Annotated in this window: 22 protein-coding genes and 1 tRNA gene; 11 read left to right on the forward strand and 12 right to left on the reverse strand. The window is 66.5% G+C overall.

The window, feature by feature from the left end:
- Positions 1-50 precede the first annotated feature (50 nt).
- Positions 51-455: a tautomerase family protein gene (locus AC1DDO_RS16115; protein WP_476867256.1), complete on the reverse strand. Its 405-nt coding sequence runs from the start codon at positions 453-455 to the stop codon at positions 51-53.
- Positions 456-715: 260 nt separating this feature from the next.
- Here AC1DDO_RS16115 and AC1DDO_RS16120 point away from each other — a divergent pair, with 260 nt between their 5' ends.
- Entirely contained in the window at positions 716-1,078 is a 363-nt protein-coding gene (locus tag AC1DDO_RS16120; RefSeq protein ID WP_441409941.1) for an ArsR/SmtB family transcription factor, read from the forward strand.
- Positions 1,075-1,557: an SRPBCC family protein gene (locus tag AC1DDO_RS16125; protein WP_476867257.1), complete on the forward strand. Its 483-nt coding sequence runs from the start codon at positions 1,075-1,077 to the stop codon at positions 1,555-1,557. The genes AC1DDO_RS16120 and AC1DDO_RS16125 overlap by 4 nt, the downstream gene beginning before the upstream one ends.
- Before the next feature lie 200 nt (positions 1,558-1,757).
- Here AC1DDO_RS16125 and sucD read toward each other — a convergent pair whose 3' ends face one another.
- The 4 genes from sucD to AC1DDO_RS16145 all read right to left on the reverse strand — a co-directional run bounded on the left by sucD (position 1,758) and on the right by AC1DDO_RS16145 (position 7,887).
- Positions 1,758-2,660 (reverse strand): succinate--CoA ligase subunit alpha, encoded by a 903-nt coding sequence (gene sucD, locus AC1DDO_RS16130; protein WP_018776033.1) that lies wholly within the window; start codon positions 2,658-2,660, stop codon positions 1,758-1,760.
- A 12-nt stretch (positions 2,661-2,672) separates the two neighbouring features.
- Complete coding sequence (gene sucC, locus AC1DDO_RS16135) at positions 2,673-3,842, reverse strand: ADP-forming succinate--CoA ligase subunit beta (protein ID WP_441409939.1); 1,170 nt, start codon at positions 3,840-3,842, stop codon at positions 2,673-2,675.
- 399 nt (positions 3,843-4,241) lie between these two features.
- Positions 4,242-6,767 carry a DNA helicase PcrA gene (pcrA, locus tag AC1DDO_RS16140; RefSeq protein WP_476867302.1) on the reverse strand — a complete coding sequence of 842 codons (2,526 nt, stop codon included), beginning with the start codon at positions 6,765-6,767 and terminating at the stop codon, positions 4,242-4,244.
- A gap of 265 nt (positions 6,768-7,032) precedes the next feature.
- Positions 7,033-7,887 (reverse strand): inositol monophosphatase family protein, encoded by an 855-nt coding sequence (locus AC1DDO_RS16145; protein WP_441409938.1) that lies wholly within the window; start codon positions 7,885-7,887, stop codon positions 7,033-7,035.
- 102 nt (positions 7,888-7,989) lie between these two features.
- On the opposite strand from AC1DDO_RS16145, the gene AC1DDO_RS16150 reads away from it, so the two are divergent.
- Positions 7,990-8,640, forward strand: coding sequence for a hypothetical protein (locus tag AC1DDO_RS16150; RefSeq protein WP_476867258.1), 651 nt, complete (start codon positions 7,990-7,992; stop codon positions 8,638-8,640).
- A 181-nt stretch (positions 8,641-8,821) separates the two neighbouring features.
- On the opposite strand, the gene AC1DDO_RS16155 is transcribed toward AC1DDO_RS16150, so the two are convergent.
- Complete coding sequence (locus tag AC1DDO_RS16155) at positions 8,822-9,847, reverse strand: hypothetical protein (RefSeq protein ID WP_476867259.1); 1,026 nt, start codon at positions 9,845-9,847, stop codon at positions 8,822-8,824.
- A gap of 209 nt (positions 9,848-10,056) precedes the next feature.
- On the opposite strand from AC1DDO_RS16155, the gene AC1DDO_RS16160 reads away from it, so the two are divergent.
- Positions 10,057-10,206, forward strand: a complete 150-nt coding sequence (locus tag AC1DDO_RS16160; RefSeq protein ID WP_164468567.1) for a hypothetical protein — start codon at positions 10,057-10,059, stop codon at positions 10,204-10,206.
- A gap of 163 nt (positions 10,207-10,369) precedes the next feature.
- Here the strand turns inward: AC1DDO_RS16160 and AC1DDO_RS16165 are convergent, their stop codons facing one another.
- The 3 genes from AC1DDO_RS16165 to AC1DDO_RS16175 are packed head-to-tail and all read right to left on the reverse strand — an operon-like array spanning position 10,370 to position 14,446.
- On the reverse strand, positions 10,370-11,899 hold the full coding sequence (locus AC1DDO_RS16165) for a putative bifunctional diguanylate cyclase/phosphodiesterase (RefSeq protein ID WP_476972239.1): 1,530 nt from the start codon (positions 11,897-11,899) through the stop codon (positions 10,370-10,372).
- Positions 11,889-12,416, reverse strand: coding sequence for a DUF7793 family protein (locus AC1DDO_RS16170; RefSeq protein WP_476867261.1), 528 nt, complete (start codon positions 12,414-12,416; stop codon positions 11,889-11,891). Before AC1DDO_RS16170 ends, AC1DDO_RS16165 begins: the two co-directional genes overlap by 11 nt.
- A complete protein-coding gene (locus AC1DDO_RS16175; RefSeq protein WP_476867262.1) occupies positions 12,413-14,446 on the reverse strand; it encodes a glycosyltransferase family 2 protein in 2,034 nt (677 codons plus the stop codon). The genes AC1DDO_RS16170 and AC1DDO_RS16175 overlap by 4 nt, the downstream gene beginning before the upstream one ends.
- A 519-nt stretch (positions 14,447-14,965) precedes the next feature.
- Between AC1DDO_RS16175 and AC1DDO_RS16180 the strand changes: the two genes are divergently transcribed.
- Positions 14,966-16,561, forward strand: a complete 1,596-nt coding sequence (locus tag AC1DDO_RS16180) for a chitinase (protein ID WP_476867263.1) — start codon at positions 14,966-14,968, stop codon at positions 16,559-16,561.
- Positions 16,562-16,656: 95 nt separating this feature from the next.
- Here the strand turns inward: AC1DDO_RS16180 and AC1DDO_RS16185 are convergent, their stop codons facing one another.
- A complete protein-coding gene (locus AC1DDO_RS16185; protein ID WP_476867264.1) occupies positions 16,657-17,478 on the reverse strand; it encodes a DUF998 domain-containing protein in 822 nt (273 codons plus the stop codon).
- 84 nt (positions 17,479-17,562) lie between these two features.
- Here AC1DDO_RS16185 and AC1DDO_RS16190 point away from each other — a divergent pair.
- The 3 genes from AC1DDO_RS16190 to AC1DDO_RS16200 all read left to right on the forward strand — a co-directional run bounded on the left by AC1DDO_RS16190 (position 17,563) and on the right by AC1DDO_RS16200 (position 18,574).
- Positions 17,563-17,635: transfer RNA gene (locus tag AC1DDO_RS16190), tRNA-Arg, on the forward strand.
- 1 nt (position 17,636) lies between these two features.
- Positions 17,637-18,158: a DUF6314 family protein gene (locus AC1DDO_RS16195; RefSeq protein ID WP_476867265.1), complete on the forward strand. Its 522-nt coding sequence runs from the start codon at positions 17,637-17,639 to the stop codon at positions 18,156-18,158.
- Positions 18,155-18,574, forward strand: a complete 420-nt coding sequence (locus AC1DDO_RS16200; RefSeq protein ID WP_476867266.1) for an NUDIX hydrolase — start codon at positions 18,155-18,157, stop codon at positions 18,572-18,574. Before AC1DDO_RS16195 ends, AC1DDO_RS16200 begins: the two co-directional genes overlap by 4 nt.
- Before the next feature lie 72 nt (positions 18,575-18,646).
- On the opposite strand, the gene AC1DDO_RS16205 is transcribed toward AC1DDO_RS16200, so the two are convergent.
- Both AC1DDO_RS16205 and AC1DDO_RS16210 read right to left on the reverse strand, forming a co-directional pair.
- Positions 18,647-20,560: an ABC transporter ATP-binding protein gene (locus AC1DDO_RS16205; protein ID WP_441409930.1), complete on the reverse strand. Its 1,914-nt coding sequence runs from the start codon at positions 20,558-20,560 to the stop codon at positions 18,647-18,649.
- A complete protein-coding gene (locus tag AC1DDO_RS16210) occupies positions 20,557-22,224 on the reverse strand; it encodes an ABC-F family ATP-binding cassette domain-containing protein (RefSeq protein ID WP_476867267.1) in 1,668 nt (555 codons plus the stop codon). Before AC1DDO_RS16210 ends, AC1DDO_RS16205 begins: the two co-directional genes overlap by 4 nt.
- A 277-nt stretch (positions 22,225-22,501) precedes the next feature.
- On the opposite strand from AC1DDO_RS16210, the gene AC1DDO_RS16215 reads away from it, so the two are divergent.
- From AC1DDO_RS16215 to AC1DDO_RS16225, 3 genes are read left to right on the forward strand one after another with little or no spacing between them, the layout of a single operon-like run.
- Complete coding sequence (locus tag AC1DDO_RS16215; RefSeq protein ID WP_476867268.1) at positions 22,502-23,248, forward strand: hypothetical protein; 747 nt, start codon at positions 22,502-22,504, stop codon at positions 23,246-23,248.
- Positions 23,245-23,976 (forward strand): hypothetical protein, encoded by a 732-nt coding sequence (locus AC1DDO_RS16220; RefSeq protein ID WP_476867269.1) that lies wholly within the window; start codon positions 23,245-23,247, stop codon positions 23,974-23,976. Before AC1DDO_RS16215 ends, AC1DDO_RS16220 begins: the two co-directional genes overlap by 4 nt.
- Positions 23,977-24,019: 43 nt before the next feature.
- The gene (locus AC1DDO_RS16225) at positions 24,020-24,763 is read left to right on the forward strand and encodes a hypothetical protein (RefSeq protein WP_476867270.1); all 744 of its coding nucleotides are present in this window, start codon (positions 24,020-24,022) and stop codon (positions 24,761-24,763) included.
- Positions 24,764-24,778 lie beyond the last annotated feature (15 nt).

Below are 24,778 nucleotides of genomic sequence, written 5' to 3' on the forward strand. Positions count from 1 at the left end.
AAGGCTCAGCAGCGCGGGCGCCGCAGCGTCCACAGAAGCGCCCTTTTCGACTATTTGCCGGGGACTCCGAGTTCTCCGGTGACGTACTGGGCCTGGCCAAAGCCGAACGACCAGTCCCCCGCGGTATTTTCGACATATCCGATGAAGACGTCCTCGCCGGCAACCCCCGCGGCCGCCAGCCGGTCGGCGATGGCGGCGAACAGGGATTGCTTGGTGGGCTGGCTGCGGCCGGCCTGGGTGAAGATCTGGATCATCACCACATCCGGCGTCCGCTCGAAGCCGAGCCCTGCGTCCTGGGCGACAATTTGCCCCGCGGGATGTTCCGTCAGCACATGGAAGTAGTCGCGCTCCGGAATGCCGAATTCGGCCACGATCGCAGCATGGATTCCCTGACTGAGCCCACGGAGCTGTTCCGGGGTGCGGCCTTGGTTGACGTCAATTCGCACGAGGGGCACTCGCATCTCCTTCGATAGTTTGTCCTGACATACTAACAAAGTAATTCGAAGGCATGCAAGGATGTCCTGCCCGGCACACAGCAACGCGGGGTCACGTAGCGCCAATCCCGGACGCCGGAATGGGCGCTACGTGACCCCGCGTTGGGGTATTGCGCAGGCAGGCCGCCAGGAGTACCGTAAACAATCTAGAGGTTGATCAATGAATGCGTTGAATACCTCGAGTGTTGAATACCTTGGCAATAACGAGGAGGCACCCACCCATGGATTCCAGCGACGACGGCGAGCTCGACGCGGCCTTCCTGGCCCTCGCCGATCCTGTCCGCCGCCGCATCATTGCCCGGCTCAGCCGGGGTCCGGCCACCGTCAACGAACTGGCGGAGCCATTCGCGATCACCAAGCAGGCGGTCTCGAAACACATCCAGGTCCTGGAGCAGGCACAGCTTGTCACGCGCACACGTGACGCCCAGCGCCGGCCCGTGCACCTGAACCCAGCACGGCTGGAAGCGCTCACCGCATGGATCGACCAGTACAGGCTGGTCCGCGAGGGGCAATTCCGCAACCTTGACGCCGTGCTTGAAACCCGCGCCGCCCGGGGCGGCACACAGGCAAAGGATGCATCATGAGCAATGCACTGAAACTGACGGTCCCCGAGGGGCTGCCCTTTATCGAATTCGAGCGGGAGTTCGACTTCCCCCTAGCCGAGGTATTCCGGGCCCACAAGGACCCCGAACTCGTTGCCCAGTGGCTCGGCCCGCGAGGGCTCCGGATGGAGATCGGCCACTACGACTTCCGCACCGGCGGGAGCTACCTGTACCACCACGTTGCCCCGGACGGCGCCCGCTACGGCTTCAGCGGGGTCTTCCACACGGTTCGCGAGAACGAGTTCGCCATCCAGACCTTCGAGTTCGACGGCTACCCGGACGTGGTCAGCATCGAGTTCCTGACCTTCCAGGATCTGGGCGGCGGGCGCACCCGGCTGACGGCCCGCGCGGTCTACCCCAGCATGGAGGCCCGCGACGGCATGGCCCAGTCCGGGATGGAGACCGGCATGTCCGAAGGCTACGAACGGCTCGAAGAAGTCCTCGCCGGGGCAAAAGTCTAGGAAAACAAAGAACGACGCCGTCAGGCCACCTTCACCGGGAAGGTGGCCTGCCGCCGTCGAACTCAAAGTCGTCGTCGTCGTTAAACACAGCAACGCGGGGTCACTTCGCGCCCATCCCAACCAGTGGAATGGGCGGTAGGTGACCCCGCGTTGCTGTGGTGCTGTCTTGCTGAGGTGCTGTGATGCTTGGTGCTGCGGACCTAGAGGGTCGCGAAGACCTCGCGCAGGAGCTTGGCGGTCTCGGACGGCGTCTTGCCGACCTTGACGCCGGCAGCCTCGAGGGCTTCCTTCTTGGCCTGGGCGGTGCCGGCGGAACCGGAGACGATGGCGCCTGCGTGGCCCATGGTCTTGCCTTCCGGGGCGGTGAAGCCGGCCACGTAGCCAACAACCGGCTTCGTGACGTGTGCCTTGATGTAGTCGGCCGCACGCTCTTCGGCGTCGCCGCCGATTTCGCCGATCATGACGATCGCCTTGGTCTCCGGGTCAGCTTCGAACGCCTCGAGGGCATCGATGTGGGTGGTGCCGATGACCGGGTCGCCGCCGATGCCGATGGCAGTGGAGAAGCCGAGGTCGCGCAGTTCGTACATCATCTGGTAGGTCAGGGTGCCTGACTTGGAGACGAGGCCGATGGGGCCCTTGCCCGTGATGTTGGCCGGGGTGATGCCGACCAGGGCCTCGCCCGGGGTGATGATGCCGGGGCAGTTCGGTCCGATGATACGGGTGACCTGCTTGCCATTGGCATCGACCTTGGACTGGGCCAGTGCCCAGAACTCGGCCGAATCCTGGACCGGCACGCCTTCGGTGATGACCACGACGAGGCCGATGCCGGCTTCGATGGCTTCGACGACGGCGTCCTTGGTGAATGCCGGCGGCACGAAGACGATGGAAACGTCAGCGCCGGTCTCGGCCATGGCTTCCTTGACGGTGCCGAAGACGGTGATTTCGGTGTCGCCATGCAGGACCGTGGTGCCGGCCTTGCGGGCGTTGACGCCGCCAACGACGTTGGTGCCGGCCTTGAGCATCAGGGCGGTGTGCTTGGTGCCTTCGCCGCCGGTGATGCCCTGGACGATGACCTTGGAGTCTTTGTTCAGATAAATAGACATAGTCCGGTCCCTCTACTTCGCTGCGTTGGCGAGCTCGGCAGCCTTGTCGGCGCCCTCGTCCATGGTGGCGGCCAGGGTAACCAGCGGGTGGTTGGCCTCGGCCAGGATGCGGCGGCCTTCCTCGACGTTGTTGCCGTCGAGGCGGACTACCAGCGGCTTGTTCGCTGAGTGGCCCAGCTCGGCCAGTGCACCGACGATGCCCTTGGCGACGGCGTCACAGGCGGTGATGCCGCCGAAGACGTTGACGAACACGGACTTGACCTGCGGGTCGCCCAGGATGACGTCGAGGCCAGCTGCCATGACCTCGGCGGAAGCTCCACCGCCGATGTCCAGGAAGTTGGCGGGCTTGACGTTGCCGTGGTTCTCGCCGGCGTAAGCAACGACGTCGAGGGTGGACATGACCAGCCCGGCACCGTTACCGATGATGCCGACTTCGCCGTCCAGCTTGACGTAGTTGAGGTCCTGCGCCTTGGCCTTGGCCTCGAGCGGGTCAGCAGCGTCCTTGTCTTCAAGGTGGGCGTGCTTGGGGTGGCGGAAGTCGGCGTTCTCGTCGAGGGAGACCTTGCCGTCGAGGGCAACGATGTCACCGGCGCCGGTCAGGACCAGCGGGTTGACCTCCACGAGCGTGGCGTCTTCCTTCTTGAAAACGTCCCAGAGCTTCAGGATTACGCTGGCGACCTTGCCGCGCAGTTCTTCAGCGAAGCCGGCAGCGGCGACGATTTCGTCGGCCTTGGCCTGGTCGATGCCCACGGCCGGGTCGATCGAGATCTTGGCCAGGGCTTCGGGACGCTCAACGGCGAGCTGCTCGATTTCCATGCCGCCTTCAACCGAGCACATGGCCAGGTAGTTGCGGTTGGCCCGATCCAGAAGGACGGAGAAGTAGTATTCCTCGGCGATGTCCGCACCCTGGGCGATCATGACCCGGTGGACGGTGTGGCCCTTGATGTCCATACCGAGGATGTTGGTGGAGTGTTCAAGCGCCTCATCGGCGCTCTTGGCGACCTTGACGCCGCCGGCCTTGCCGCGGCCTCCGGCCTTGACCTGCGCCTTTACGACAGTAACGCCGCCGATCTTCTCGGCAGCTGCCTTTGCTTCTTCAGGGGTGTGCGCCACGATGCCAGCAAGCACGGGTACACCGTGCGCCTCGAACATATCGCGCGCCTGATATTCAAACAGGTCCACGGTTTAGTGTCCTTCTACGTCGAAGTAGTTTCTGTACAGCCGGACCCCACGTACTCGCGGTTACCGGGCTGCGGAATAAACGCACCCTGCGACAAGCTTGGAAACGAGCCACACGGCGCAATGCTCCTCTGGGAACTCTAGTCCTTTGATCGGACCAGCCCGTCCCAGAGTACCTGTTATGTGAGTAAGGACACTATTCTATGGAGCGTAGAAAAACCCCTAGATTCCGCGGTTTTTGGGGCGTCCGACGGCGTGCCTGAGGCCTGCGCGGCCCTCACGGATGAGCGTTCGTAACCTACGGGAAAGGGCGGCGCCGGCGGATGTTGTGCCACCAGCAACTGGTCTAACTGCAGGTGGATCCGCTGCAGCTCGCAGCGCGCCGGCCAGTACCGGCTCCCCTTAGGCGTCCAGCTTCGTAAGGGGGGCGTAGCGCAGCAGCAGCCGTTTCTCGCCGACGTCGAACTTCACCTTGGCGACCGTCTTGTCCCCGGCGCCCTCCACCGCCAGGACGGTGCCGTTGCCGAAGCTGGTGTGGTTCACCTTGTCGCCCACGCTGACGGCGACGATTTCCTTCTGCGGCTGGACCCTGTTCTTGGCCACTGCCGCGGGGACGTCGGCGTTGAAGCCTGCGGACGGGCTGGCGCCGGCGCCGCGGGCTGTCCCGGCGCCCCAGAATGATCCGCTGTACCGGCTGGAACCGATCGCGGTGCCGCTCCCCCAGCCGCCGCCCTGGCGGCTGGCGCCTTCCCGCTTCCACTCGACGAGCTCGGCCGGGATCTCCTCGATGAACTGGCTTGCCGGGTTGTACTGGCTCTGGCCCCACATGCTGCGCACCTCGGAGCGGGTCAGGTACAGCCGTTTCCGGGCCCGGGTCAGGCCCACGTAGGCCAGCCGGCGTTCCTCGGCCAGTTCCTTGGGATCCGTGGCGGAGCGCTGGTGCGGGAACAGCCCGTGCTCCATGCCGGTGAGGAACACCACCGGGAATTCCAGGCCCTTGGCGGTGTGCAGGGTCATCAGCGTGACGACGCCGAGCCGCTTGGCTTCGGCGACGGCGGCCGCCAGGTCATCGGCGGTCCCCGCCGGGGCGTCCGGGATCTGGTCGGCATCGGCCACGAGGGAGACCTGCTCCAGGAAGGCTCCGAGCGAGCCTTCGGGGTTGTCGCGTTCGTATTCCCGGACGACGGCGACCAGTTCGGCGAGGTTCTCCACCCGGGATTCGTCCTGGGGGTCGGTGCTGGAGCGCAGGGCCGCAAGGTAGCCGGTCTGTTCGAGCACGGCTTCCAGGGCGGCGGCAGCACCGGAGCCGGAGGCCACCTCGGCGAGGTCGTCGAGGAGTTTCACGAAGCCCAGCACCGCGTTGACGGAGCGGGTCGCCATGCCCGGGGCTTCGTCGGCGCGCCTGGCGGCGGCCATGAAGGAGGTCCGGTCACGCTCGGCAAGGGAGGCGACGGCGCCCTCGGCACGGTCGCCGATCCCGCGCTTGGGTTCGTTGAGGATGCGGCGGAGGTTGACGTCGTCGTCGGGGTTGACCAGAACCCGCAGGTAGGCGAGGGCGTCCTTGATTTCCTTGCGCTCGTAGAAGCGGGTGCCGCCGACCACCTTGTAGGGCAGGCCCACGCGCACCAGGACGTCTTCGATCGAGCGGGACTGGGCGTTGGTGCGGTAGAAAATGGCGACGTCGCCGGGGCGCAGATTGCCCTCGTCCTGCAGCCGGTCGATTTCCTTCGCGATGAACTGGGCTTCGTCGTGCTCGTTCTCGCCGACGTAGCCGACGATCTTTTCGCCGTCGCCCTCGGCCGTCCAGAGCCGTTTCTCCGGCCGGTTGGGGTTGCGGGAGATTACCGAGTTGGCGGCGCTGAGGATGGTCTGGGTGGAGCGGTAGTTCTGCTCGAGCTTGATGGTGCGGGCGTCCGGGTAGTCCTTTTCGAACTCCACGATGTTGCGGATGTCCGCGCCGCGGAAGGCGTAGATGGACTGGTCTGAGTCGCCGACGACGGTCAGTTCGGCGGCGTCGGGGCCCTCGCCGACGATCTCGCGCACCAGGGCGTACTGGGCGTGGTTGGTGTCCTGGTATTCATCGACCAGTACGTGCCGGAAGCGGCGCCGGTACGAGTCGGCGAGCGCCGGGAACGCCCGGAACATGTAGACGGTCTCGGCGATCAGGTCATCGAAGTCCATCGCGTTGGCCTGCCGCAGCCGCTGGGTGTAGCCCTTGAAGACCTCGGCGACAGCCTGCTCGAAGGGGTCGTTGTGATTGGCGCTCGAGGAGTAGCTGTCCGCGTCGATCAGCTCGTTCTTGAGCGCGGAAATCTTGTGCTGGATGGCTTTGGGTGCGAAGCGCTTCGGATCGAGGTCCAGGTTCTTGGCGACCAGGGTGATCAGGCGCAGCGAGTCCGCGGAGTCGTAGATCGAGAAGTTGGAGTTGAGCCCGACATTCTTGGCCTCACGGCGCAGGATCCGGACGCAGGAGGAGTGGAAGGTGGAGATCCACATGGTCTTGGCCCGGCCGCCGACCAGTGCCTCGATCCGTTCCCGCATTTCGGCCGCGGCCTTGTTGGTGAAGGTGATGGCCAGGATCTCGCCGTGATGCGCCCGCCTTGTGGCGATCAGGTGGGCGATCCGGTTACTGAGCACACGGGTCTTGCCCGATCCCGCACCGGCAACAATCAGCAGGGCGCTGCCGGCGTGTTTAACCGCTTCTTCCTGCTCGGGGTTCAGCCCCTCGAGCAGTTCGCTGGCGTTCGGGTGCCGCGGGCCATGCCGGTCCCCCTCATGGCCGCCTTCGTGGCCGCCCTCGTGGCTGTTCGGGTCCCAGCCGGGGGTGGATCCCACCGCTGCCGGGCCTGTTCCGAGAGACGATTTTGTGGCTGTCGCCGTCCTGGGGGCAGCTTGGAAGGGTCCGTCGGCGTAAGGGTCAAACAACATATCCATGGTGTTAACAAGTCTAGGCGGTGCCACTGACAGCGGAGTCCGCGCCCCCGGACATGCCCTCCCTTGCCCGCGCCCAGTGGACATAATCCCCTTATGCCCAGCCCTGAACGCGAAGAATGAGCATGTCCCCCGGACACATCACGGGCTCGGAATGCACATGTCCCCCGCCACCCCAGCTGAGTGGACACAATGCCCTTAAGCCCAGTCATGGCCGCGAAGAATGGGCATGTCCCCCGGCCGGGTCCTGCAGCCAGGGAGCCTAGCCGACCTGGCCGGAGGTGAGAGCTGCGCGCAACTGGCGCACCGCCGTCGTGCCTCCCGCTATGAACCAGTCGAGGCCGTTGACCCGCACGACGTCGGTTGCGCCGCCGGCCGCCTCGACGATGGCCTTGCCGGGCAGCCAGTCCCACTCGGGGCAGCTGTGCTGGAACCAGCAGTCGAGCTGCCCGTCTGCCACACGGCCGAGGTCGCAGGAGCCGGACCCGAACATGCGCAGCGAGGCCGCCGACGTCGCTGCCGCGTGCCACGGCATGGCGCACATGGGATCGGCAAGCCACGTCGGGTGGATGTACGTTGCCGCGCCGAGTTCAGAAACGGGGGCGTCAGACCGCCCCTTGCCGGATGCGTCGGGGAGGAACGAGACCAGTTTTTCGCCGTTGAGCGTCGCCGCCCGGGAGGTGCCGCCGAGCCAGAGTTTGTCCTCCTCGGGCTGGAAGATGGCTCCGAGGCCTGCGCCGGATGAATCCTTCAGGGCAATGGCCGAGCACCAGTAGGTGGATCCGTGCAGGAAGTTGTAGGTCCCGTCCACGGGGTCGATGACCCAGGTCCGTCCGCTGCTGCCCGCCACGGAGGCGCCTTCTTCGCCCAGGACGGCGTCGTCGGGCCGGCAGCGCCGAAGCTGTTCCAGCACGTAGGACTCGGCGGCGTGGTCGGCGGCCGTGACCACATCCGAGACCGACGTTTTCTGCTTGCCCTCAAGGCCGGCCTGCCGCATCAGCAGCGCCAGGGTTCCGGCCTCGCGGACCAGGGCCTCGGCGAGTTGATAGTCATCCAGCGACGGGTCGAGATCTGCGGTGCTGTGCCGGCCAAGCCGGTGTTTTCCTAGTTCGGTCACGCGTCCCAGACTATCGGCGCCCGTTGGCAGTGAACAGCCGGCGCGGGCAGCCGGCGCGGGAGGCGGCGCGGGCAGCTGCTTGGGACGGGCGATAATGGAGCCATGGCCAAGACACCCGCGCAGCGGATCAAGAAGCACGGCGCTAACGCGGCGGTCCCCCAGCACCATCTCCCCCCGGTGATCAATCCGACCACCGCGCGGACCCCGCAGAAGGCGCAGGGCAACAGCAATCTGATTGTGATCGCCGGCGTTGTGGCCAGCCTGTTCCTGTTCTGGTACCTGCACCTCCTCACCCTCGACCAGCTCACCCAATTGTCGGGCGGCCAGGCCATGCCCGATTCGTTGGTCGGCGGCTTCGACCAAGGATTCGTGGAGCGCTTGCGCGCGGCCATGGACTCCGACGCCCGGGGCCAGCTGAGCTACGTCCACAAGACGGCCGGCATGCTCTTCCCGCTGATTTTTGGCTTCACATGGCTGCTGCTGATCGGCACCAACGTGGCCCGTAAATCACTGCGCTGGGCACTATGGGCCCTTCCGCTGCTCTTTGCTGTCGTCCGGCTGTGGGGCAACACGGTAATCGATGGAATGATGTCCGCGAACACCCTCGACGGCGGGCAGGTCGCCCTGGCGTCCACGCTCACCGTGGCTGGCTGGGTGCTCCTGGCGCTGAGCCTGGTCGCTGGCGCCGCGGCCGTCTTCCTCGGCCGCAAGGGCGCTGATGGTTCCTCCGCCGCGGGACATGTCCAGTCCTAGTCCCGAGCACTGGGCATTTCCCCTGCACCACGCCTCGAGCGCGGGACATGTCCAGTCTTAGCGGCGAACGCTGGGCACAGGGGCACTATGTCCACTCCTCATCACAGCCGAAGGGCATGTCCCCCGGGGAGCTACAGCAGCCAGAGGGCATGTCCAAGCGCGGCTCCGGCTCAGTGCAAGGTCAGTGCGCGTCTGTCAGGAACTCCAGGGCCTGCTCCGCACGCTGCGGGGCCCCCGCCTTCTCAAAGTGGTCCGCGGCTTCCAGCAGGTGCCTCCGGGCTTCGGCCCCATTTCCCAAAGCGGCATGAGACCGGCCCAGCAACAGATATGCCTCGCCCAGAATCTGCGGCGACGTTTTCTCGGGGACCGGGAAGATGCTCCCAAGAGTGTCGACAGCCGCTTTTTGGTCCCCAGCCAGAAAATTCCAGTGGCCACGGTTTAGTTTGAGCAGTATGTGATCTTCTTCGGTGCCGCCGATGACGTCGGTGGCCAACTCAGCGCGTTCGATGCAGCGCAGCGTGTCCGCGTCCGCAACATCGGCGGCAAGCCGCATGGCGGCCGACGCCTTGTTGAATTTGGCCCAAATATCAAGATTTCGCGCCGGAGAGAACGTTTCCGCCGCGAGTTCGTGATACTCAAGCCCCTCCTTCACTTTGTTGCAGAGGAACGCAACATTGCCGATAACCCAGTAGGCCTTTCCGACCAACTGGTCATCGACCTCGTTGGATATATCGTCAGCCAGCAGGAGGCTCTCGTTCCAGGCCTCCTCCAAGCTGCCGCTTTCGGCGAGCGCCGCGATGAGCGCCTGCCGGGCTTTGACGTTATTCTCCACGTCACCCGCACCCCAGGACAGACTCGCTGCCGTTCGCGCTGCGTCGGCCGCCTGCCCCAGCATGCCTGCGCCTTGCCTGGCTTTTGCGAGCAGAATATTTGCTTTGCCGCGGGCATCTTCCGCCGGGGCGCCGGGGGCGCTGACCACCAACTCGGCGGCAAGTACCGCACAGGCCTCAAAGTCGCCGGCGTCGAGCAGATTCTCCGCCTGAAAGAGCCTCATTCCCCAGGCAGCCGTCAGATCGCCGTCGTTCCTCGCGATTTCCGAGGCCATCTGCGCACTGCTGGCCGCACGACCGAAGTCGTGGCTGGTTCGATATTCCCGGGCCTGCAGCTCTGCGGCGGCGTAGGAAGGCGAAACTGAGTTTCGTTGCATGCCTCAATTATCCGTTGCCGCGGGAGCGGAAACGAACCAGCCACGCAAGAAGGACCTCCGCAGGGTTCACGCAAGATTCACCCCATAAGTGCAGATATCACACTTGATCACAATTCATCATGAATTGTTACCTTGTGGCGTGTCCTTTTCCCCTATACTAGGCCTGTATCACATGAGTCACATCAGCCTCTTACGTATCAGGAGTTCAAATGAAGAAAATCCTTGCAACGCTCCTCGTCGCCGGTGCACTCGCCGGCGCCGGCCTGTCCGCCTCGGCAGCTGTCTCTGCCTCCAGCGGTTCGAGCCAGGGCTCTGTTGTAGCAGTTGGCTGGTGGCCGAACTCCACTCCGAAGAACTAACGGATACGGAACGGCTGCGGCGGGCACCGGGCATTATGTCCGGAGCCCGCCGCATTTCTATTTGGGTAGACGGTTTAGCCCGCATCACAGCCAACCTAATGCGACGCCCAGGACAAAAGAGCCCAGGACAAAGAGCCAACCGCAGCCGTCCCTGCCAGCGCGTTTATTCGGACTTATTGCGGTTTATCAATTGCACAATGTCGGCCGCCGGGGCCGGCCGGCCGAAGTAGTAGCCCTGGCCGCTGCCGCACCCCATCTCACGGAGCACCTGGGCCTGCTCCGGTGTCTCGATCCCCTCGGCCAGCGCTTTGAGCCCGCAGGCGTGGATGAGGTGCAGCACGGCGGCCACGAAGTCCCGCTGCTGCTCGTCGTCGCCCAGGCCGCTGATGAGGCTCCGGTCGATCTTGACCACGTTCACGGGCAGCTTGCGCAGGTAGCTGATGGACGAATAGCCGGTTCCGAAGTCGTCGATCTCCAGCTGCACGCCGAGACGCCGCAGGCCGTTGAGCGAATACTGGTCGACGTCCCCTCCATTGACTGCCATGGACTCCGTCAGCTCCACGATCAGGTTTGAGGCATCCACGCCGGTTTCCCTGAGGATGTCGCGCACATGTTCGATCAGTTCGAGATTTTGCAGCTCGGTGGTGGAAATGTTGACGCGGACGTTGAACGTGCTGTCCACCTGCAGTTCCTGCTGCCACGCCCGCAACTGACGCACGGAATTGCGCAGCACCCAGTGTCCCAGGTCCACAATCATGCCGGTTTCCTCGGCGAGGGGGATGAACTGGTCCGGCATGAGGAGGCCGCGCTCGGGGTGGTTCCACCGGACCAGCGCCTCGACGCCTTCGATTCGGCCCGAGACGAGGTCCACCACCGGCTGGTAATGCAAGGTCAGCTGGTCCTGCCGGATGGCTTCGCGCATTTCGGTAATCATGACGCTCTGCAGCCGGCGCGCGTACAACAGAGCCGGCTCGAAGACTTTGATGCTGCTGTGCGGCTGCGCCTTGGCGGCGTACATGGCGGTGTCGGCCTCCATGACCAGGTCATCGACGCTCTGACCGGGTTCTGCAATCCGGAGGCCGATGCTCGTCCCGCACGTGATTTTCAGGTCCCCGACGTCGAGGCTCTCGTTGAGCGCGGCGAGGATCCTGTTCGCCACCCTGCGCGCCCGGACCAGGTTGGACTTCGGCAGCATGATGGCGAATTCGTCGCCGCCGAGGCGGGCCACCGTGTCAGTCTCGCGGACCGCGTCCTGGAGCCGGCGCGCGATGACCCGCAGGACGTCGTCGCCGGCGCTGTGCCCCAGGGTGTCGTTGATGCCCTTGAAGGAATCGAGGTCGAGAATCAGGAGCGCCGGCGGCATCTCGCCGCGGGAGGACTCCGCCAGGGCATGGCTCAGGACCGAATTCAGGGCCGTGCGGTTGGCGAGCTGGGTCAGGGGGTCGGTCAAGGCCATGCGTTCGAGTTCCACCTGCGCCTCGCGCAGCATGGCAGTGCGGCTTTCGACCCGTTCCTCCAGCTCCTGGTAGATGGTCTGCAGGTCATCGGCCATCAGGTTGATGCCCGCGATGACGGCGGCAACGTCGTCGCGGGCCCCGGAATGGGGAATCCTGGTGCTCAGATCGCCGCCGGCGATCCGCACAATGCCCTCCACGAGGGCGTGCAGCCTGGGGTCCGGCGCGTCATTCTTCACGGGCATACTGCCTTAGCCATTCGACGGCGGCGGGTTCAGAGGTGAAGAACTGCGCCGGGATCGTCTCGCTTTTGGAGCGCAGGAGGTAGTGGGCAATGACCCGGTCCACGGGGCTCTCGCCCACCAGGGCGAAGGCCGTCGCCGCGATGGAACCGCTGTAGACCTGCCGCGCCTCAATGCTGACACCGACGACGCCGGTAATCACCAGGAGCACCGGCACCCGCCGGCCCGCGGCGAGTGCACGGACGGCCTCGCCGGCGACGCGGGCCTCCGGCCCTTCGATTTCTTCGTTTGGAGGCAGCAGGACCTCGATGATTCCGCCGTCGATCATCCGCACGCCGATGGCGCGGGCGGCAATGCCGTTCGTGAAGGCCCCATCGACCGCCGGGACCGCGGCTTCAGCCGCCGCCTCCAGGATTGCGCCGGCCGCCATCGCTGGCAACCGGTCCGCAGCCATCGCCTGCAACCGGTCCGCGGGCGGCCGCTCGTCCGGCCCGGCCAGGGCCTCCAGCGTCATCGGACCGCAATTCGACGGCGGCGGTCCGTGGAACCCCGGAGGTCACGGTTCAGCCGGCGGTCACCGTGATAGAGAATCGTTTCCCAGTCGATTTCCTCGGCTGTCTTGGCTATCACAGGGCTCTCCTTCACTGTCTTGGGCCGGGGGCTGACATACAGCCAGTTAACCACCCCGAGGAATACATCCACCGCGGAGTTGAAGACACCGATGTAGGCGTGGATCGCGAAGGCGGCAAGCACGGCATTGAGGGAGGCGAAAGCGACGTTGCCCCAGTTGCCCATTTGGGCGTCCCGCCACACGGTCAGCAGCGAGAACACGACTATCGCGTACGGCGTGAGGACGTAGATGGCCGGGGCGGCGGTGCGGTCCTTGACCTTGGGAGTGCGGGCGAAGGGAATCTTGTCGCCCGTGACGGCCTGCTGCAGCGATTTCAGCACGCCGGCAAGGTTAACCGGCAGCAGCACGAGGTTGAAGCCGTAGATCCGGAAGATGTCGGTGAAACGGTGCCCGCAGTCACGCAGGTCGCTGCCCATGGCGAGGAAGTACGGCAGGGCCGCGAGGAACACGATGGGGCTCAGCAGCCGGCTGTCGTAGGGGTACGCCAGGAGGAAGACGAGGCCAAAGCTGGCCCAGGCGATCGACGCCATGTAGTTCACCCGCAGCAGCACTTCCCTGAACAGGATCGCCCGGCGCTCGGAGCGGTGCTGGCGGAGCTGGACCCACAGCTTGGGCAGGATCAGCAGGCCACCGTTCGCCCAGCGCCGGCGCTGGACCACGAGGGAGCCGAAGTCCGGGGGCGTGGCGCTGTAGCTGAGCCGCTCCGGATAGTTCACCAGTGTCCAGCCGTGCTGGCCGAGGTCGATGCTCGATTCCGTGTCTTCGATGACCGTCCGGTCCTGGATGTAAGTCCGGATCTCGAAGCCACCGGTGCTCTCGACCTCGACGATGTCCTCCAGGGCGTTCTTGCGGATGACGGCGTTGGCGCCCACCCAGAAGGTTGCACCGTAGTAGGTCATGCCCTGGTGCAGGATGTGCTGGAGGTCGGTGGTGGCCCCGGCGACCCGCTCGATGCGGGTGGGGGCTCCGCGGAAGGAAGAATACGGCGTCTGGGTGACCGCCACGCGCTCGTTGCCGGCCGATTCCAGGAAGTAGACCAGCCGGAGGCAGTAATCGCGCAGAAGCAGCGAGTCGGCGTCGAGCGTCAACAGGTAGGTCGTGTCACGGACCGCCATGAAGTCGCTGTCCAGGTCAGGGCCGACGCCGGCCGGCGCCTTGCGCAGGACCACGCCGTCGGCGGTGGTCTCCTTGTGCCAGGTGTGCCCCATCAGCGAAATGTAGGCGTTGAGGTTCATGGCCTTGTTCGCCTCATGGGAAAGGCTGGAGTACTTCTTGCGTTCAAACGTCTCCGTGGCGACGTTGAAGATCCAGGTCAGCCGGAGGTACAGCTCTTCGATCCGCGACCGCGGCGGTGAGGTCTGCTGCACGAAGGCAGCGTTCAGGCCCACGAGCACGAGCCGCAACTCACGGGCCAGGCCCATGAGGACGAGGTCGACGAAGAACTCGTCGACGTGGTCCTCCACTGTTTCGGCGGCGGCCATCGATTCAAGCCATTGGGCGGCGGCCTCATATTCGGAGATCAGCAGGGCCAGCTCAGCCGCCGGGCCGTTCCCGCCGGCCTTTTCCCGGAGCCGGTAGGCGGCGAGCGCGGCGTTGAACCGCGCGGCCGGGACGCTGAGCTCGGCGGCAATCTCGGCGGTCAGCGCCCTGGTCTTTTCCAGCCGGGCAAGATCGCCCGGGTCCGAGGGGTGCGGTGGGTCATCGAGCAGCAGCACCACCTTGAGATCAGGAAATTCCTGCAGTGCGGCGGACCACAGAGTGGCGCGAACCACCTGGGGTTCTTCGGCGTAGGAGGGGACCAGGACCGTGATGCCCTCGGAGTAGTCGGCGAAGTGGCGGTCCAGCTCGCCGCGCGGAACCCGTGAATGGTCGCGGAAGCGATAAAGGGCCCCTTGCCTGGCCAAAAGATACATAAGTGCAGAAAACGTCAGGAATGTTACGACGACCAGATAGGAAACCGTCTCAAACTGAAACCTAAAACCCGCGTTCGGGTTGTCAGCAAGCTCTTTCAGAATGGTGGAAATGACGTAGGAAACCCACGCCGCCAGCGTCGTGAGAATTCCCAGGCGGCCAAGGATTATTTTGCGCCTGGACGGTCGCGGGTGAACTATTGACAGTGGCTCCGAACGACGCTCGGACCCCCATTGACGGCGCCGGACCGCGCCCTTTTGTTCGGTGGTCACACTTTCGGCATCCACGCGCGGCAAGTCAAGCTGATCTGGCATTAGTCCCCATAAGACTGCAAAGTCGGCATATTGGCGCGCGCCTACGGCAAAACCCGCACGCCGCACCGGAATGTTCCGGTGAGTGCCCTTATGATAATGCAAGGTCAGACGCTTGCCGGACATCAGACACCCCGGAAATTACACGAGCTGATACCGGCTGCCGGCGCGTGCCCGGCCGCTCACCAAAAAACGCACAAGGGGGGCCCTGTGTCCGAACGATTCCCAGGCCGCAAACTATCGGTTGTCCGGCTGGGCGTGCTGATCACTGCCGTGGCGGCTGCCGCAGCCAGCGGCGTGGTCGCATGGGGCAACTTCCAGGACGTCCGGGCGGCCGAGGCCATTCCGTCCGTCTTCTCGGGCTACGTCGACGTCACGGCGACGCCCCGGTACGCCTTCGAGGCCCCGGCCTCCAAGGAAGCCGAAAAGGTGGTGCTGTCCTTCGTCGTCGCTGATCCCAAGGATGCGTGCACGCCGTCCTGGGGCGCCGCCTACTCCCTCGCCGACGCCGCATCCTCGCTGGATCTGGACCGGCGAGTGGCTCGCCTTCAGCAACTTGGCGGCACCGTGGCGGTGTCCTTCGGCGGTCTGGCCAACCAGGAACTCGCCGTCACGTGCACCGATCCGGCCAAGCTGAAGGCGGCCTACCGGACCGTCGTCGACCGCTATGACGTCGGCAGCATCGATCTGGACGTCGAAGGCGAGGCCCTCGCGGACCCGGCAGCCCTTGAACGGCGTTCCGTGGCGGTCGCCGCGCTCCAGCAGGACCGCCAGCGCGACGGGAAGTCCCTGAGCGTCTGGCTGACGCTGCCGGCGGATCCGAACGGCCTCACGACGGCGGGCAGCGACGCCGTGACAAGGATGATCACCGCCGGGGTGGACCTCGCCGGGGTGAACGCGATGACCATGGACTATGGCGGGAGCAGGCTGGCCGGCCGGTCGATGTACGAGAACGCGGTGTCCGCCGCGGAAGCAACCCACCGGCAGCTGACCGGGCTGTACCGGGCCGCCGGCACCGAGCTGGGCAGCGAGACCGTCTGGCGGAAAGTCGGACTGACACCGATGATCGGCCAGAACGACGTCGCCGGGGAAATTTTCACCCTCCAGGACGCGAAGGAACTCAGCGCCTTCGCCAGTTCCCGCGGCATCGGCCGTCTCTCCATGTGGTCCCTGAACCGTGACCGCACCTGCAGCCAGAACTTCCCGGACGTCACGAAGGTCTCCGATGGCTGCAGCGGCGTGGACCAGGGCAGCTCATCCTTCGCCACGATCCTGGGAGCGGGCGTCCTGGCCACCTCCTCGGCCTCACCCGCCGCCGCGGCTGCATCGACGCCGGCGCCGGCCGTCAGTGACAACCCCTCCACCAGCCCGTACCCGGTGTGGTCCGAGACCACCGCCTATGCCGCGGGTGAGCGGGTCGTGTGGCACTCCAACGTGTACGAGGCCAAATGGTGGACCCGCGCCGACACCCCGGATGACCCCGTCCTGCAGGGCACCGCGACCCCGTGGCGCATCATCGGCCCGGTGCTGGCCGCAGACCGTCCGACGCCGCAGCTGACGGCACCGGCCGGCACGGCCCCGGCGTGGCAGCCGGCCACGGTCTACCGCAAGGGCGACCGCGTGCTCTTCGAGGGCCGGGTCTTCGAGGCCAAATGGTGGACCCAGACCGACAGCCCCGAGGCTGCGCTGCAGGGATCGCCGGAGTCGCCGTGGTCAAAGCTGCGGGACGAGGAACTGCTGAAGATCATGGGCAAGGCGACGGCGGTGCCCAGCGCGAGCGCGACCCCTACGGCGACCGCACCCTAGCGCCGGCGCCAATAGTCCGGCGCCAATAGACCGGCGCCAATAGACCGACGCCACTAAACCGGCGCCCTAAGGGCGTCGATCTCAGCGGGTCCGCCTCAGCCCGTCTGGGCGCGGGCCCGCTTGCGAAGCGTGCGTTCGTGCTGGACCCGCTGGGCGAGGACCAGGCCTGCCGCGGCGACGCCAAGCGTAATGGGGTAGCCCATGAGCCGCTCCAGGGTGCCTGGTTCCGGCACGTGCATGCCTGTCAGGCCGCCTGCGATGAGTGCCGCCGAGGACACGATGCCGCAGGCCACGATGAACCACCCGAGCGGCGTCTGCCTGAGCCACAGCCAGCCGAGGACCAGCAGCGCCAGGGCCCCGGCTGCGAAGTACATCAGGGCGCCGGCGACATGCCAGCCCGATCCCGTGTCTTCGGGCACCAGGCCCACGATGATCGTTCCCGCCCCGGCGGTGCCGGTCAGGAGGCGGGCGGCGCCCGCGGCGACCACCCCCGCTCCCCAGCGCCCCCGGCCCGGCATCCGGCCGTGCATCCGGCCGTGCACGCCGCCCTGCACGCCGCCGTGCCTGACGGGCACGCCGGCCCGCGCGGCACAGCACATGAGCGCCGAGCCAAGCAGGAGCGCACCGACGATCATGCCCAGGCCCTGGATCACAAACGATGCGTTCATCAGCAGATGCGCCGGCGAGCAGACGTCCCGGCCAGAGAAGTCCCCGCAGGACACGGCGCCGAGGTCGCTGATGTACCCCGTGCGGCGGCTGTAGGGTTCTGCGCCCGCCCAGGCGCCGATCACCGCCGATTCAGCCACGAAATACTGCAGCACGCTCAGCTTCGCCAGGGCCCCGACGTAAAACCGGGTCGCGGCCACATCGGGGTAGTAGAGGGCGCCGGCGGAAAGCTCGGTGGTTCCTGCGGTCATGCCAAGAGCGTAGTACGCGCGCTCACCTTGTATGCTTATATCCGTGTCCGACCGGACCGGCCCTGGGCCGGGCTGCGGACGCCCGCCCTCGTAGCTCAGTGGATAGAGCACGGCTCTCCTAAAGCCGGTGTCGTTGGTTCGATTCCAATCGAGGGCACTTGAACATTCCTGCCCCGGACGAAACCCCGGACACGGGTCCGGACTTTGACCTCCGCGCCTACCTGCGTGGCTCCTGGTCCGTCGACCGCACCCTGCTGGACCGCAGCACCGGGATCAGCGGAACCTTCATCGGCGTCGTGCGCTTCACGGACCTCGACGACGGCGGCCTGGTGTGGCGTGAAGAGGGCACCGTGCACTGGACCTCTTTCAGCGGCGCGCCTTTCACCGGGCCGGCCAGCCGGGAATACCTGTTGCGGTCCGCGGACACGCCGGAGGTCCTGGACGTGTACTTCCCCGACGGCCGCCCCTTCCACCGCATGGGCTTCTCCGGGCAGGCCAACCGCGACGTGCACTGGTGTGACCCCGACACGTACCGCGTGAGCTACCAGGTCCTCGGACCGGACGACTGCGGCTACCGCTGGGACGTCACCGGGCCCGCCAAGGACCAGCTGCTGGAGTCCGTCCTGCATCGGCTGAAAGCAGGCCCAGACGCAGGACCAAACCTCAGGGGTGTCGAATGAACCCCCGCATTGTCGTCTCCGCCGTCTGCGTTTTCGACCGCTCCGGACGCCTCCTGACCGTCCGCAAACGGGGCACGGACAAGTTCATGCATCCCGGCGGCAAACCGGAGGCCGGCGAAACCGCTGCCCAGGCGGCGGCGCGTGAGCTCCGGGAGGAAGTGGGGATTGTGCTGGCCCCGGACCGGCTGGACCTGCTGGGTTGCTGGGTGGCGGACGCCGCCAACGAGGCTGCCACCCAGATCGAGGCCACCGTCTTCACGGCGCCGGGGGTGTGGAGTGCCCGGCCATCGGCGGAAATCGCCGAGATCCGGTGGCTCGACCTGGCCGCCGAGCTTCCCGGGGACCTGGCCCCGCTCCTGACAGACCATGTGCTGCCGGCGCTGTCCGCCAAACCGTCAGCCCACCAGCACAGGTAGCGGGGGCCCGGTCGCGCGGCTCGGTACCGCGACCCAGTAGACCGGCCCAGTACACCGGCCCAGTACCGCGGCTCAGTACCCGGGCACGGCTTCCTGGGCAACCGCGGTGGCCTCGGAGAACTGCGTGCGGTACAGCTCCGCGTAGCGGCCCTCGGCGGCGAGGAGTTCCTTGTGTGTCCCGCGCTCCACGATCGAGCCGTCCTCCACCACCAGGATCGCGTCGGCTGCCCGGATTGTGGAGAGCCGGTGGGCGATCACTACGGCGGTGCGGCCTTCCAGCGCGGCGCCCAGCGCCTCCTGGACGGCGGCCTCGTTGGTGGAGTCCAGCGCGGCGGTGGCCTCGTCGAGGATGACCACCCGGGGCTGCGCGATGAGCAGGCGCGCGATCGTCAGGCGCTGCCGCTCGCCGCCGGAGAGCCGGTAGCCGCGCTCCCCCACCACCGTGTCCAGGCCCTCGGGCAGGGACCGGATCATGTCTTCGAGCCGGGCGCGCCGCAGCGCATCCCACATCTGCTCGTCGGTGGCCTCGGGGCGGGCCAGGCGCAGGTTGGAGGCGATGCTCTCATGGAACAGGTGGCCGTCCTGCGTCACCATGCCGAGGGTCGCGCGCATCGAGTCGAACGTGAGGTCGCGGACGTCCACGTCCGTGCCGGGCGTGGTGCCGCCGAAGCGGACCGCGCCGGAGTCGACGTCGTACAGGCGCGAGAGGAGCTGGGCGATGGTGGACTTGCCCGCGCCGGAAGAGCCGACCAGGGCCACCGTCTGCCCGGGCTCCACCCGGAAGCTGATGCCGTGCAGCACTTCCTCGCCGCCGCGGGTGTCCAGGGTCAGCACGTCCTCCAGGGAGGCCAGCGAGACCTTGTCCGCCGAGGGGTAGGCGAAGCGGACGTCGTCGAACTCCACCGAGAGCGGACCGGGCGGGGAGGCCACGGCGTCTGGCTTCTGCTGGATGAGCGGCTTGAGGTCCAGGATCTCAAAGACACGCTCGAAGCTGACCAGGGCGCTCATCACCTCCACCCGCGCGCTCGAGAGGGCCGTGAGCGGCGCGTAGAGGCGGGTGAGCAGCAGTGCCAGCACGACGACGTCGCCCGCGTTCAGCTGCCCGGCCAGCGCGAGCCAGCCGCCCAGGCCGTAGACCAGCGCCAGGGCCAGGGCCGAGACCAGAGTCAGCGCCGTGACGAAGGTGAACTGCAGCATGGCGGTGCGGACACCGATGTCCCGGACCCGGCCGGCCCGCAGGGCGAACTCGCGGGATTCCTCGTCGGGGCGGCCGAAGAGCTTGACCAGGGTGGCGCCGGGCGCGGAGAAGCGCTCGGTCATCTGGGTTCCCATGGTGGCGTTGTGTTCGGCGGCTTCGCGCCGCAGGTCGGCCAGCTTGGAGCCCATTCGGCGGGCCGGGATCAGGAAGATCGGCAGCAGGATCATGGCGAGCACCGTCACGAGCCAGGACTTGTTGAGCATCACCGCAAGGGTCAGGGCGAGGGCCACGACATTGCTGACCACGCCCGAGAGCGTGCCGGCGAAGGCCGACTGCGCCCCTATGACGTCATTGTTCAGCCGGCTGACCAGGGCCCCGGTCCGGGTCCTTGTGAAGAAGGCGATCGGCATTTTCTGGACGTGGTCGAAGACCTTGGTGCGCAGGTCCACGATCACGCCTTCACCGATGGTGGAGGACAGCCAGCGGGTCACGAGGCCCAGCCCCGCCTCGGCCACCGCCACAATGGCGATCAGGACAGCAAGCCAGATCACTGTGGAGGCCTCGGCATGGGCGATGATCTCGTCGACCACCTGCCCGGCGAGGACCGGGGTGGCAACAGCCAGGAAGGCCATCACAATGGACAGCAGCACGAAGGCGATCAGCTTGCCGCGGTGCGGGCGGGCGAAGCTGAAGACGCGCTTCAGCGTCTCCTTGGAGAACGGCTTGGACCCGCTGGAGGCGCGGGTGATGTTGTAGAGGGAGCTCCAGGCGACCCGGTCCATGCTCATGTGGTGCTGCCTTTCGGGGCATCGGCGTGCAGTTCGGTGACGACGCCGCTTTCGACGTTCCAGCGGGCGTCCAGGCGGACGTTTTCGAGCAGCCTGCGGTCGTGGGTGACCAGCAGCAGCGCGCCGTCGTAGCTGTCGAGGGCTTCCTCGAGCTGCTCAATGGCGGGCAGGTCGAGGTGGTTGGTGGGTTCGTCCAGCACCAGCAGGTTCACGCCGCGGGCCTGCAGCAGCGCCAGGGCGGCCCGGGTCCGCTCCCCCGGAGACAGGGAGTCGACGGGCCGGTTGGTGTGATCGGCCTTGAGGCCGAACTTGGCCAGCAGGGTGCGCACTTCCGCCGGAGTCTGCTCCGTCAGGACGGCCTCGACGGCGTCGCCCAGCAGCAGATCGCCGGCCAGCAGGCCGCGTGCCTGGTCGATCTCCCCAATGGCCACGGACGCACCCATGGAGGCATCGCCGGAGTCGGGCTGCTGGACGCCGAGCAGGAGCCGGAGCAGGGTGGATTTGCCGGCACCGTTGGGGCCGGTAATCCCGATCCGTTCGCCCGCGTTCAGCTGCAGGTTCACCGGGCCCAGGGTGAACCCGCCCTGCTGCGCGACGGCGCCCCGCAGGGTGGCCACCACCGAGCTGGACCGGGGGGCCGCCCCGATGCTGAACTGCAGCTGCCATTCCTTGCGCGGTTCCTCGACTTCTTCGAGCCGGGCGATGCGGGACTCCATCTGCCGGACCTTCTGGCCCTGCTTTTCGGAGGACTCGGTACTGGCCGCCCGCCGGATCTTGTCATTGTCCGGGTTCTTTTTCATGGCGTTCCGGACGCCCTGGGAGCTCCATTCGCGCTGGGTCCGGGCCCGGGAAACGAGGTCGGCCTTGGTGTTGGCGTACTCCTCGTAGCGTTCCCGGGCGTGCCGGCGGGCGACGGCGCGTTCCTCCAGGTACGCCTCGTAGCCGCCGTCGTAGACCGCCACCGAGTTCTGCGCCAGGTCCAGCTCCACGATCGTGGTGACGCAGCGGGAGAGGAACTCGCGGTCGTGGGAGACCAGGACGACGCCGCCGCGCAGTCCCTGCACGAACGCCTCCAGCTTGGCCAGGCCGTTGAGGTCCAGGTCGTTGGTGGGCTCGTCCAGCAGTACGACGTCGAAGCGGCTCAGGAGCAGCGCGGCGAGCGCCACGCGGGCCGCCTGGCCGCCGGACAGGCCGGTCATTCCGGCGTCGGGCCCCACATCGAGGCCAAGGTCCGCCAGGACCGGCGGGATGCGGTCTTCCAGGTCGGCTGCGCCGGAGGCCATCCAGCGGTCGAAAGCCAGCGAGTAGGCGTCGTCGGAGCCGGGAGCGCCGGAGCCCAGTGCTTCTGCGGTGGACTCCATTTCCAGGGTGGCCTGCGCGCAGCCCGTGCGCCGGGCGATGTAGCCGGCGACCGTTTCGCCGGCAATCCGCTCGTGTTCCTGCGGCAGCCAGCCCACAAAGGCGTCGGCCGGGGCCAGGCTTACTGTGCCTTCCTGAGGTTCGTCGACGCCGGCGAGCAGGCGCAGCAGCGTGGACTTGCCGGCACCGTTGGCGCCGACGACGCCCACTACGTCACCGGGAGCTACGGTCAGGGACAGCTTTGAGAAGAGGGTGCGGTGATCGTGACCACCGGAAAGGTCCTTGGCAACAAGGGTTGCAGTCATTAGTTCATCCTCTCACTGCGGCCCAAACGGACCGCCCCGACGGGCAGAACCCGCCCGTCCCGGCAGGCCGAAAAGCAGCCGGGCATAGAAGAACCCGCCGGTCCGGACTTGGGGGGTGTACGGACCAGCGGGTTCGACCATTTAGCATAGTTGAATTAGGACCTCACGTAAAATCCCAGCCCGCTGCGCCACACCGCCGCCATCTCCCGCCTCGACCGCCGCTGCCCCACCGAGTGCCAGTACCCACACTGCCCATCGACTCCGCAGGAAGCCATAGATGCCATTACCCGCTAAGGCGTTCCAACTCTGGCTTCATCGCGTTGCTCCGACGGAGAGCACGGCCGATATCTGCAGGATTTCCGGCATCAAGCGCACCACATTTGCCCAGCAGCTGGTGCGCGGGAAGGTGGCCGAAACCACCCTGGTCAGCATCAGCCGGGCCCTGGATCTAAGTCCGCTGGCGGAACTGGCGTCCTTCGACCACTATGCCGAGCTGGCCACCGCGCCGCAGCCGCCAACCCCGGCCGAACTCGTCAGCCAGGTGGCCACCATGGATCTGCTGCGCGCCGTCATTTCACGCTCCTCCCCCGCGTACGGCGGCTATGGTGACCACGGCAGCTCCATGACCCGCGCACTGTCCCCCGCCCCGCATGCCACATCAGTCCGGAACTGGGTGGACGCGATCGACGACGGTGAGTTGCGTCACCGGGTTTCTGCCGCCACCGGCGTGGCGCCGCAAAATTACTCGGCCCAGCTCACCGCCAACAGGCTGTCCCCCGAACTGGCGGTCGCGACAGCCCGCGCGGCGGGCGTAGGATTCACGGGCGGGTTCGTCGCCACGGGCCTGATAACCGAGGAAGAGGCCGGCTGGACGCAGGGGGCGAAGCAGGCCGCCTTGGATTCCCTCTCCGACGGAGACCTTAGCGCCCTGGCCGGAGAGCGGCTCCAGGCGCTCGGAAAGTCCTTGCGGCGCCAGGAGCACGAGCAGGCACAAACAGAAAAAATTTGGGAGAACCTCGGATGATCGCGATCCTGCAGTGGGCCACGCTGGCAGTGTGCTGCGTGGTCACGCTGGCCCGCCTGCCGTACGCCCTCCGTGGGCAGAACCGGTCCCTGTTCTCCATCTTCGCGCTCATGACCCTGGCGATCCTGCTCAGCATCGAGGCGCCCTATGTGGCCGTGGACCGAGCCCTCGGAGGCATGAACGTCGCCAATCTCGTGCTACGCTTCGTCATTTTCGCCGCCATCTTTTTCCTGGGGTTCCGGGTGGCCCGGGGATTCAGCGCGGACGACGCCCTGCGGCTGATCACCGGCCCTGTCGGCATCGCGGTCGCCGTAGCCGCCTCGGCTGTGGTGGTAGCGGTCTTCCTCATGATGGACACCGCCGGATCCTCGGCGGGGCTGGTCACGGTGTTCGCCAAGGATGAGCGCAATGCCGCCTTGGTGGAGTATTACGGGGCCGCCGGGCGGCTTTATCCGGCGTACATAACCCTGGCCCTGTTTCCGGCGATGGTGCGGACCCTCCGCAGCGGCCTCCCGGCCCTGGTGCGGTTCAGCGCGGGGTTGCTGGCGCTGGGTACCGTGGCTATTTCCTTGAGCCTTCTGTCCCCGGTCATTCCCCCGTCACTCGGATTCATGCGGTTCGTCCTCAACTACTCGGCCGTTCTGTGCCTGGTCCTTGGGCTTTCCTTGATCTGGCTGGCGAAGGCGCTTGCTATGCGGGCGACTAAGAAGCAAGCTGGCCTGACCTGAGAGTCGTTCGGCTGGGCAGGCGAGCCATGTGGGGGTACCCGGAATGATTGCAACCCTCCAATGGGGGACGCTGATCATCTGTTCCGTGGTGTTCCTCCTCCGCGTCCCGGATGCGATCCACGGGCGGAACAGGACCGTTTTCTGGATCCTGTTCCTTGCGACCCTGTGCAGCCTGCTCTCGGTCCCCGGCCCCTATGAGGCAATCGACGCGGCTCTGGGGGGATGGAACCTTGCCCACCTGCTCCTGCGTTTCCTCGTGTTCGCGGCGGTCCTGCTGGTCGGTCTGCGCGTCGCGAAAGGACTGGCAGACGGTCGCGGCTACCGCCTCATTGCGGGCCCGGCCGGGGGCTGGGCCCTGGCCCTCAGCGCTGCCGCAGTGGCGGTAATTTTCTTCCTTATGGACACCCGCGGGTCCTCGGTCGGCATGCTGGGCATCACCGACAACGGTGGACACAACGCCGCCCTGGCGCCGTTCTACGCCGCGGCCGGCCGCACGTATCCCGCCTTCGTCTCCCTGGCCCTGCTCCCGGCATTGCTGGCCACCGCCAGAAGCCCCCTGCCGCGGCTGGTGCGTGCCGGGGCAGTCATGACGTGCATGGGCGCCCTCGCCACAGCCTTGAGCTTCCCCGCCTCCTTTGCCCCGGAGGACTGGATCCTCGTGCAGCAAACCATCAACTATTCGGCCGTCCTGGGGTATGTCCTGGGCCTGGGACTGTTCTGGGCTTCCGGGCTCGCCGCAAAGAAAACTGGTAACGCTCGCGCAACATTGCGCAAGAACAACGGGTAGGCCATTCACAAAATC

Source organism: Arthrobacter sp. 10N43 (genome assembly GCF_056394525.1).

Excerpts from the sequence above, each read along its gene's own strand:
- AC1DDO_RS16120 (WP_441409941.1), top strand. The coding sequence starts at position 716 with ATGGATTCCAGCGACGACGGCGAGCTCGACGCGGCCTTCCTGGCCCTC.
- AC1DDO_RS16125 (WP_476867257.1), top strand. The coding sequence starts at position 1,075 with ATGAGCAATGCACTGAAACTGACGGTCCCCGAGGGGCTGCCCTTTATC.
- sucD (WP_018776033.1), bottom strand. The coding sequence starts at position 2,660 with ATGTCTATTTATCTGAACAAAGACTCCAAGGTCATCGTCCAGGGCATC.
- pcrA (WP_476867302.1), bottom strand. The coding sequence starts at position 6,767 with ATGTTGTTTGACCCTTACGCCGACGGACCCTTCCAAGCTGCCCCCAGG.
- AC1DDO_RS16150 (WP_476867258.1), top strand. The coding sequence starts at position 7,990 with ATGGCCAAGACACCCGCGCAGCGGATCAAGAAGCACGGCGCTAACGCG.
- AC1DDO_RS16155 (WP_476867259.1), bottom strand. The coding sequence starts at position 9,847 with ATGCAACGAAACTCAGTTTCGCCTTCCTACGCCGCCGCAGAGCTGCAG.
- AC1DDO_RS16160 (WP_164468567.1), top strand. The coding sequence starts at position 10,057 with ATGAAGAAAATCCTTGCAACGCTCCTCGTCGCCGGTGCACTCGCCGGC.
- AC1DDO_RS16170 (WP_476867261.1), bottom strand. The coding sequence starts at position 12,416 with ATGACGCTGGAGGCCCTGGCCGGGCCGGACGAGCGGCCGCCCGCGGAC.
- AC1DDO_RS16175 (WP_476867262.1), bottom strand. The coding sequence starts at position 14,446 with ATGTATCTTTTGGCCAGGCAAGGGGCCCTTTATCGCTTCCGCGACCAT.
- AC1DDO_RS16185 (WP_476867264.1), bottom strand. The coding sequence starts at position 17,478 with ATGACCGCAGGAACCACCGAGCTTTCCGCCGGCGCCCTCTACTACCCC.
- AC1DDO_RS16200 (WP_476867266.1), top strand. The coding sequence starts at position 18,155 with ATGAACCCCCGCATTGTCGTCTCCGCCGTCTGCGTTTTCGACCGCTCC.
- AC1DDO_RS16205 (WP_441409930.1), bottom strand. The coding sequence starts at position 20,560 with ATGAGCATGGACCGGGTCGCCTGGAGCTCCCTCTACAACATCACCCGC.
- AC1DDO_RS16210 (WP_476867267.1), bottom strand. The coding sequence starts at position 22,224 with ATGACTGCAACCCTTGTTGCCAAGGACCTTTCCGGTGGTCACGATCAC.
- AC1DDO_RS16215 (WP_476867268.1), top strand. The coding sequence starts at position 22,502 with ATGCCATTACCCGCTAAGGCGTTCCAACTCTGGCTTCATCGCGTTGCT.
- AC1DDO_RS16220 (WP_476867269.1), top strand. The coding sequence starts at position 23,245 with ATGATCGCGATCCTGCAGTGGGCCACGCTGGCAGTGTGCTGCGTGGTC.
- AC1DDO_RS16225 (WP_476867270.1), top strand. The coding sequence starts at position 24,020 with ATGATTGCAACCCTCCAATGGGGGACGCTGATCATCTGTTCCGTGGTG.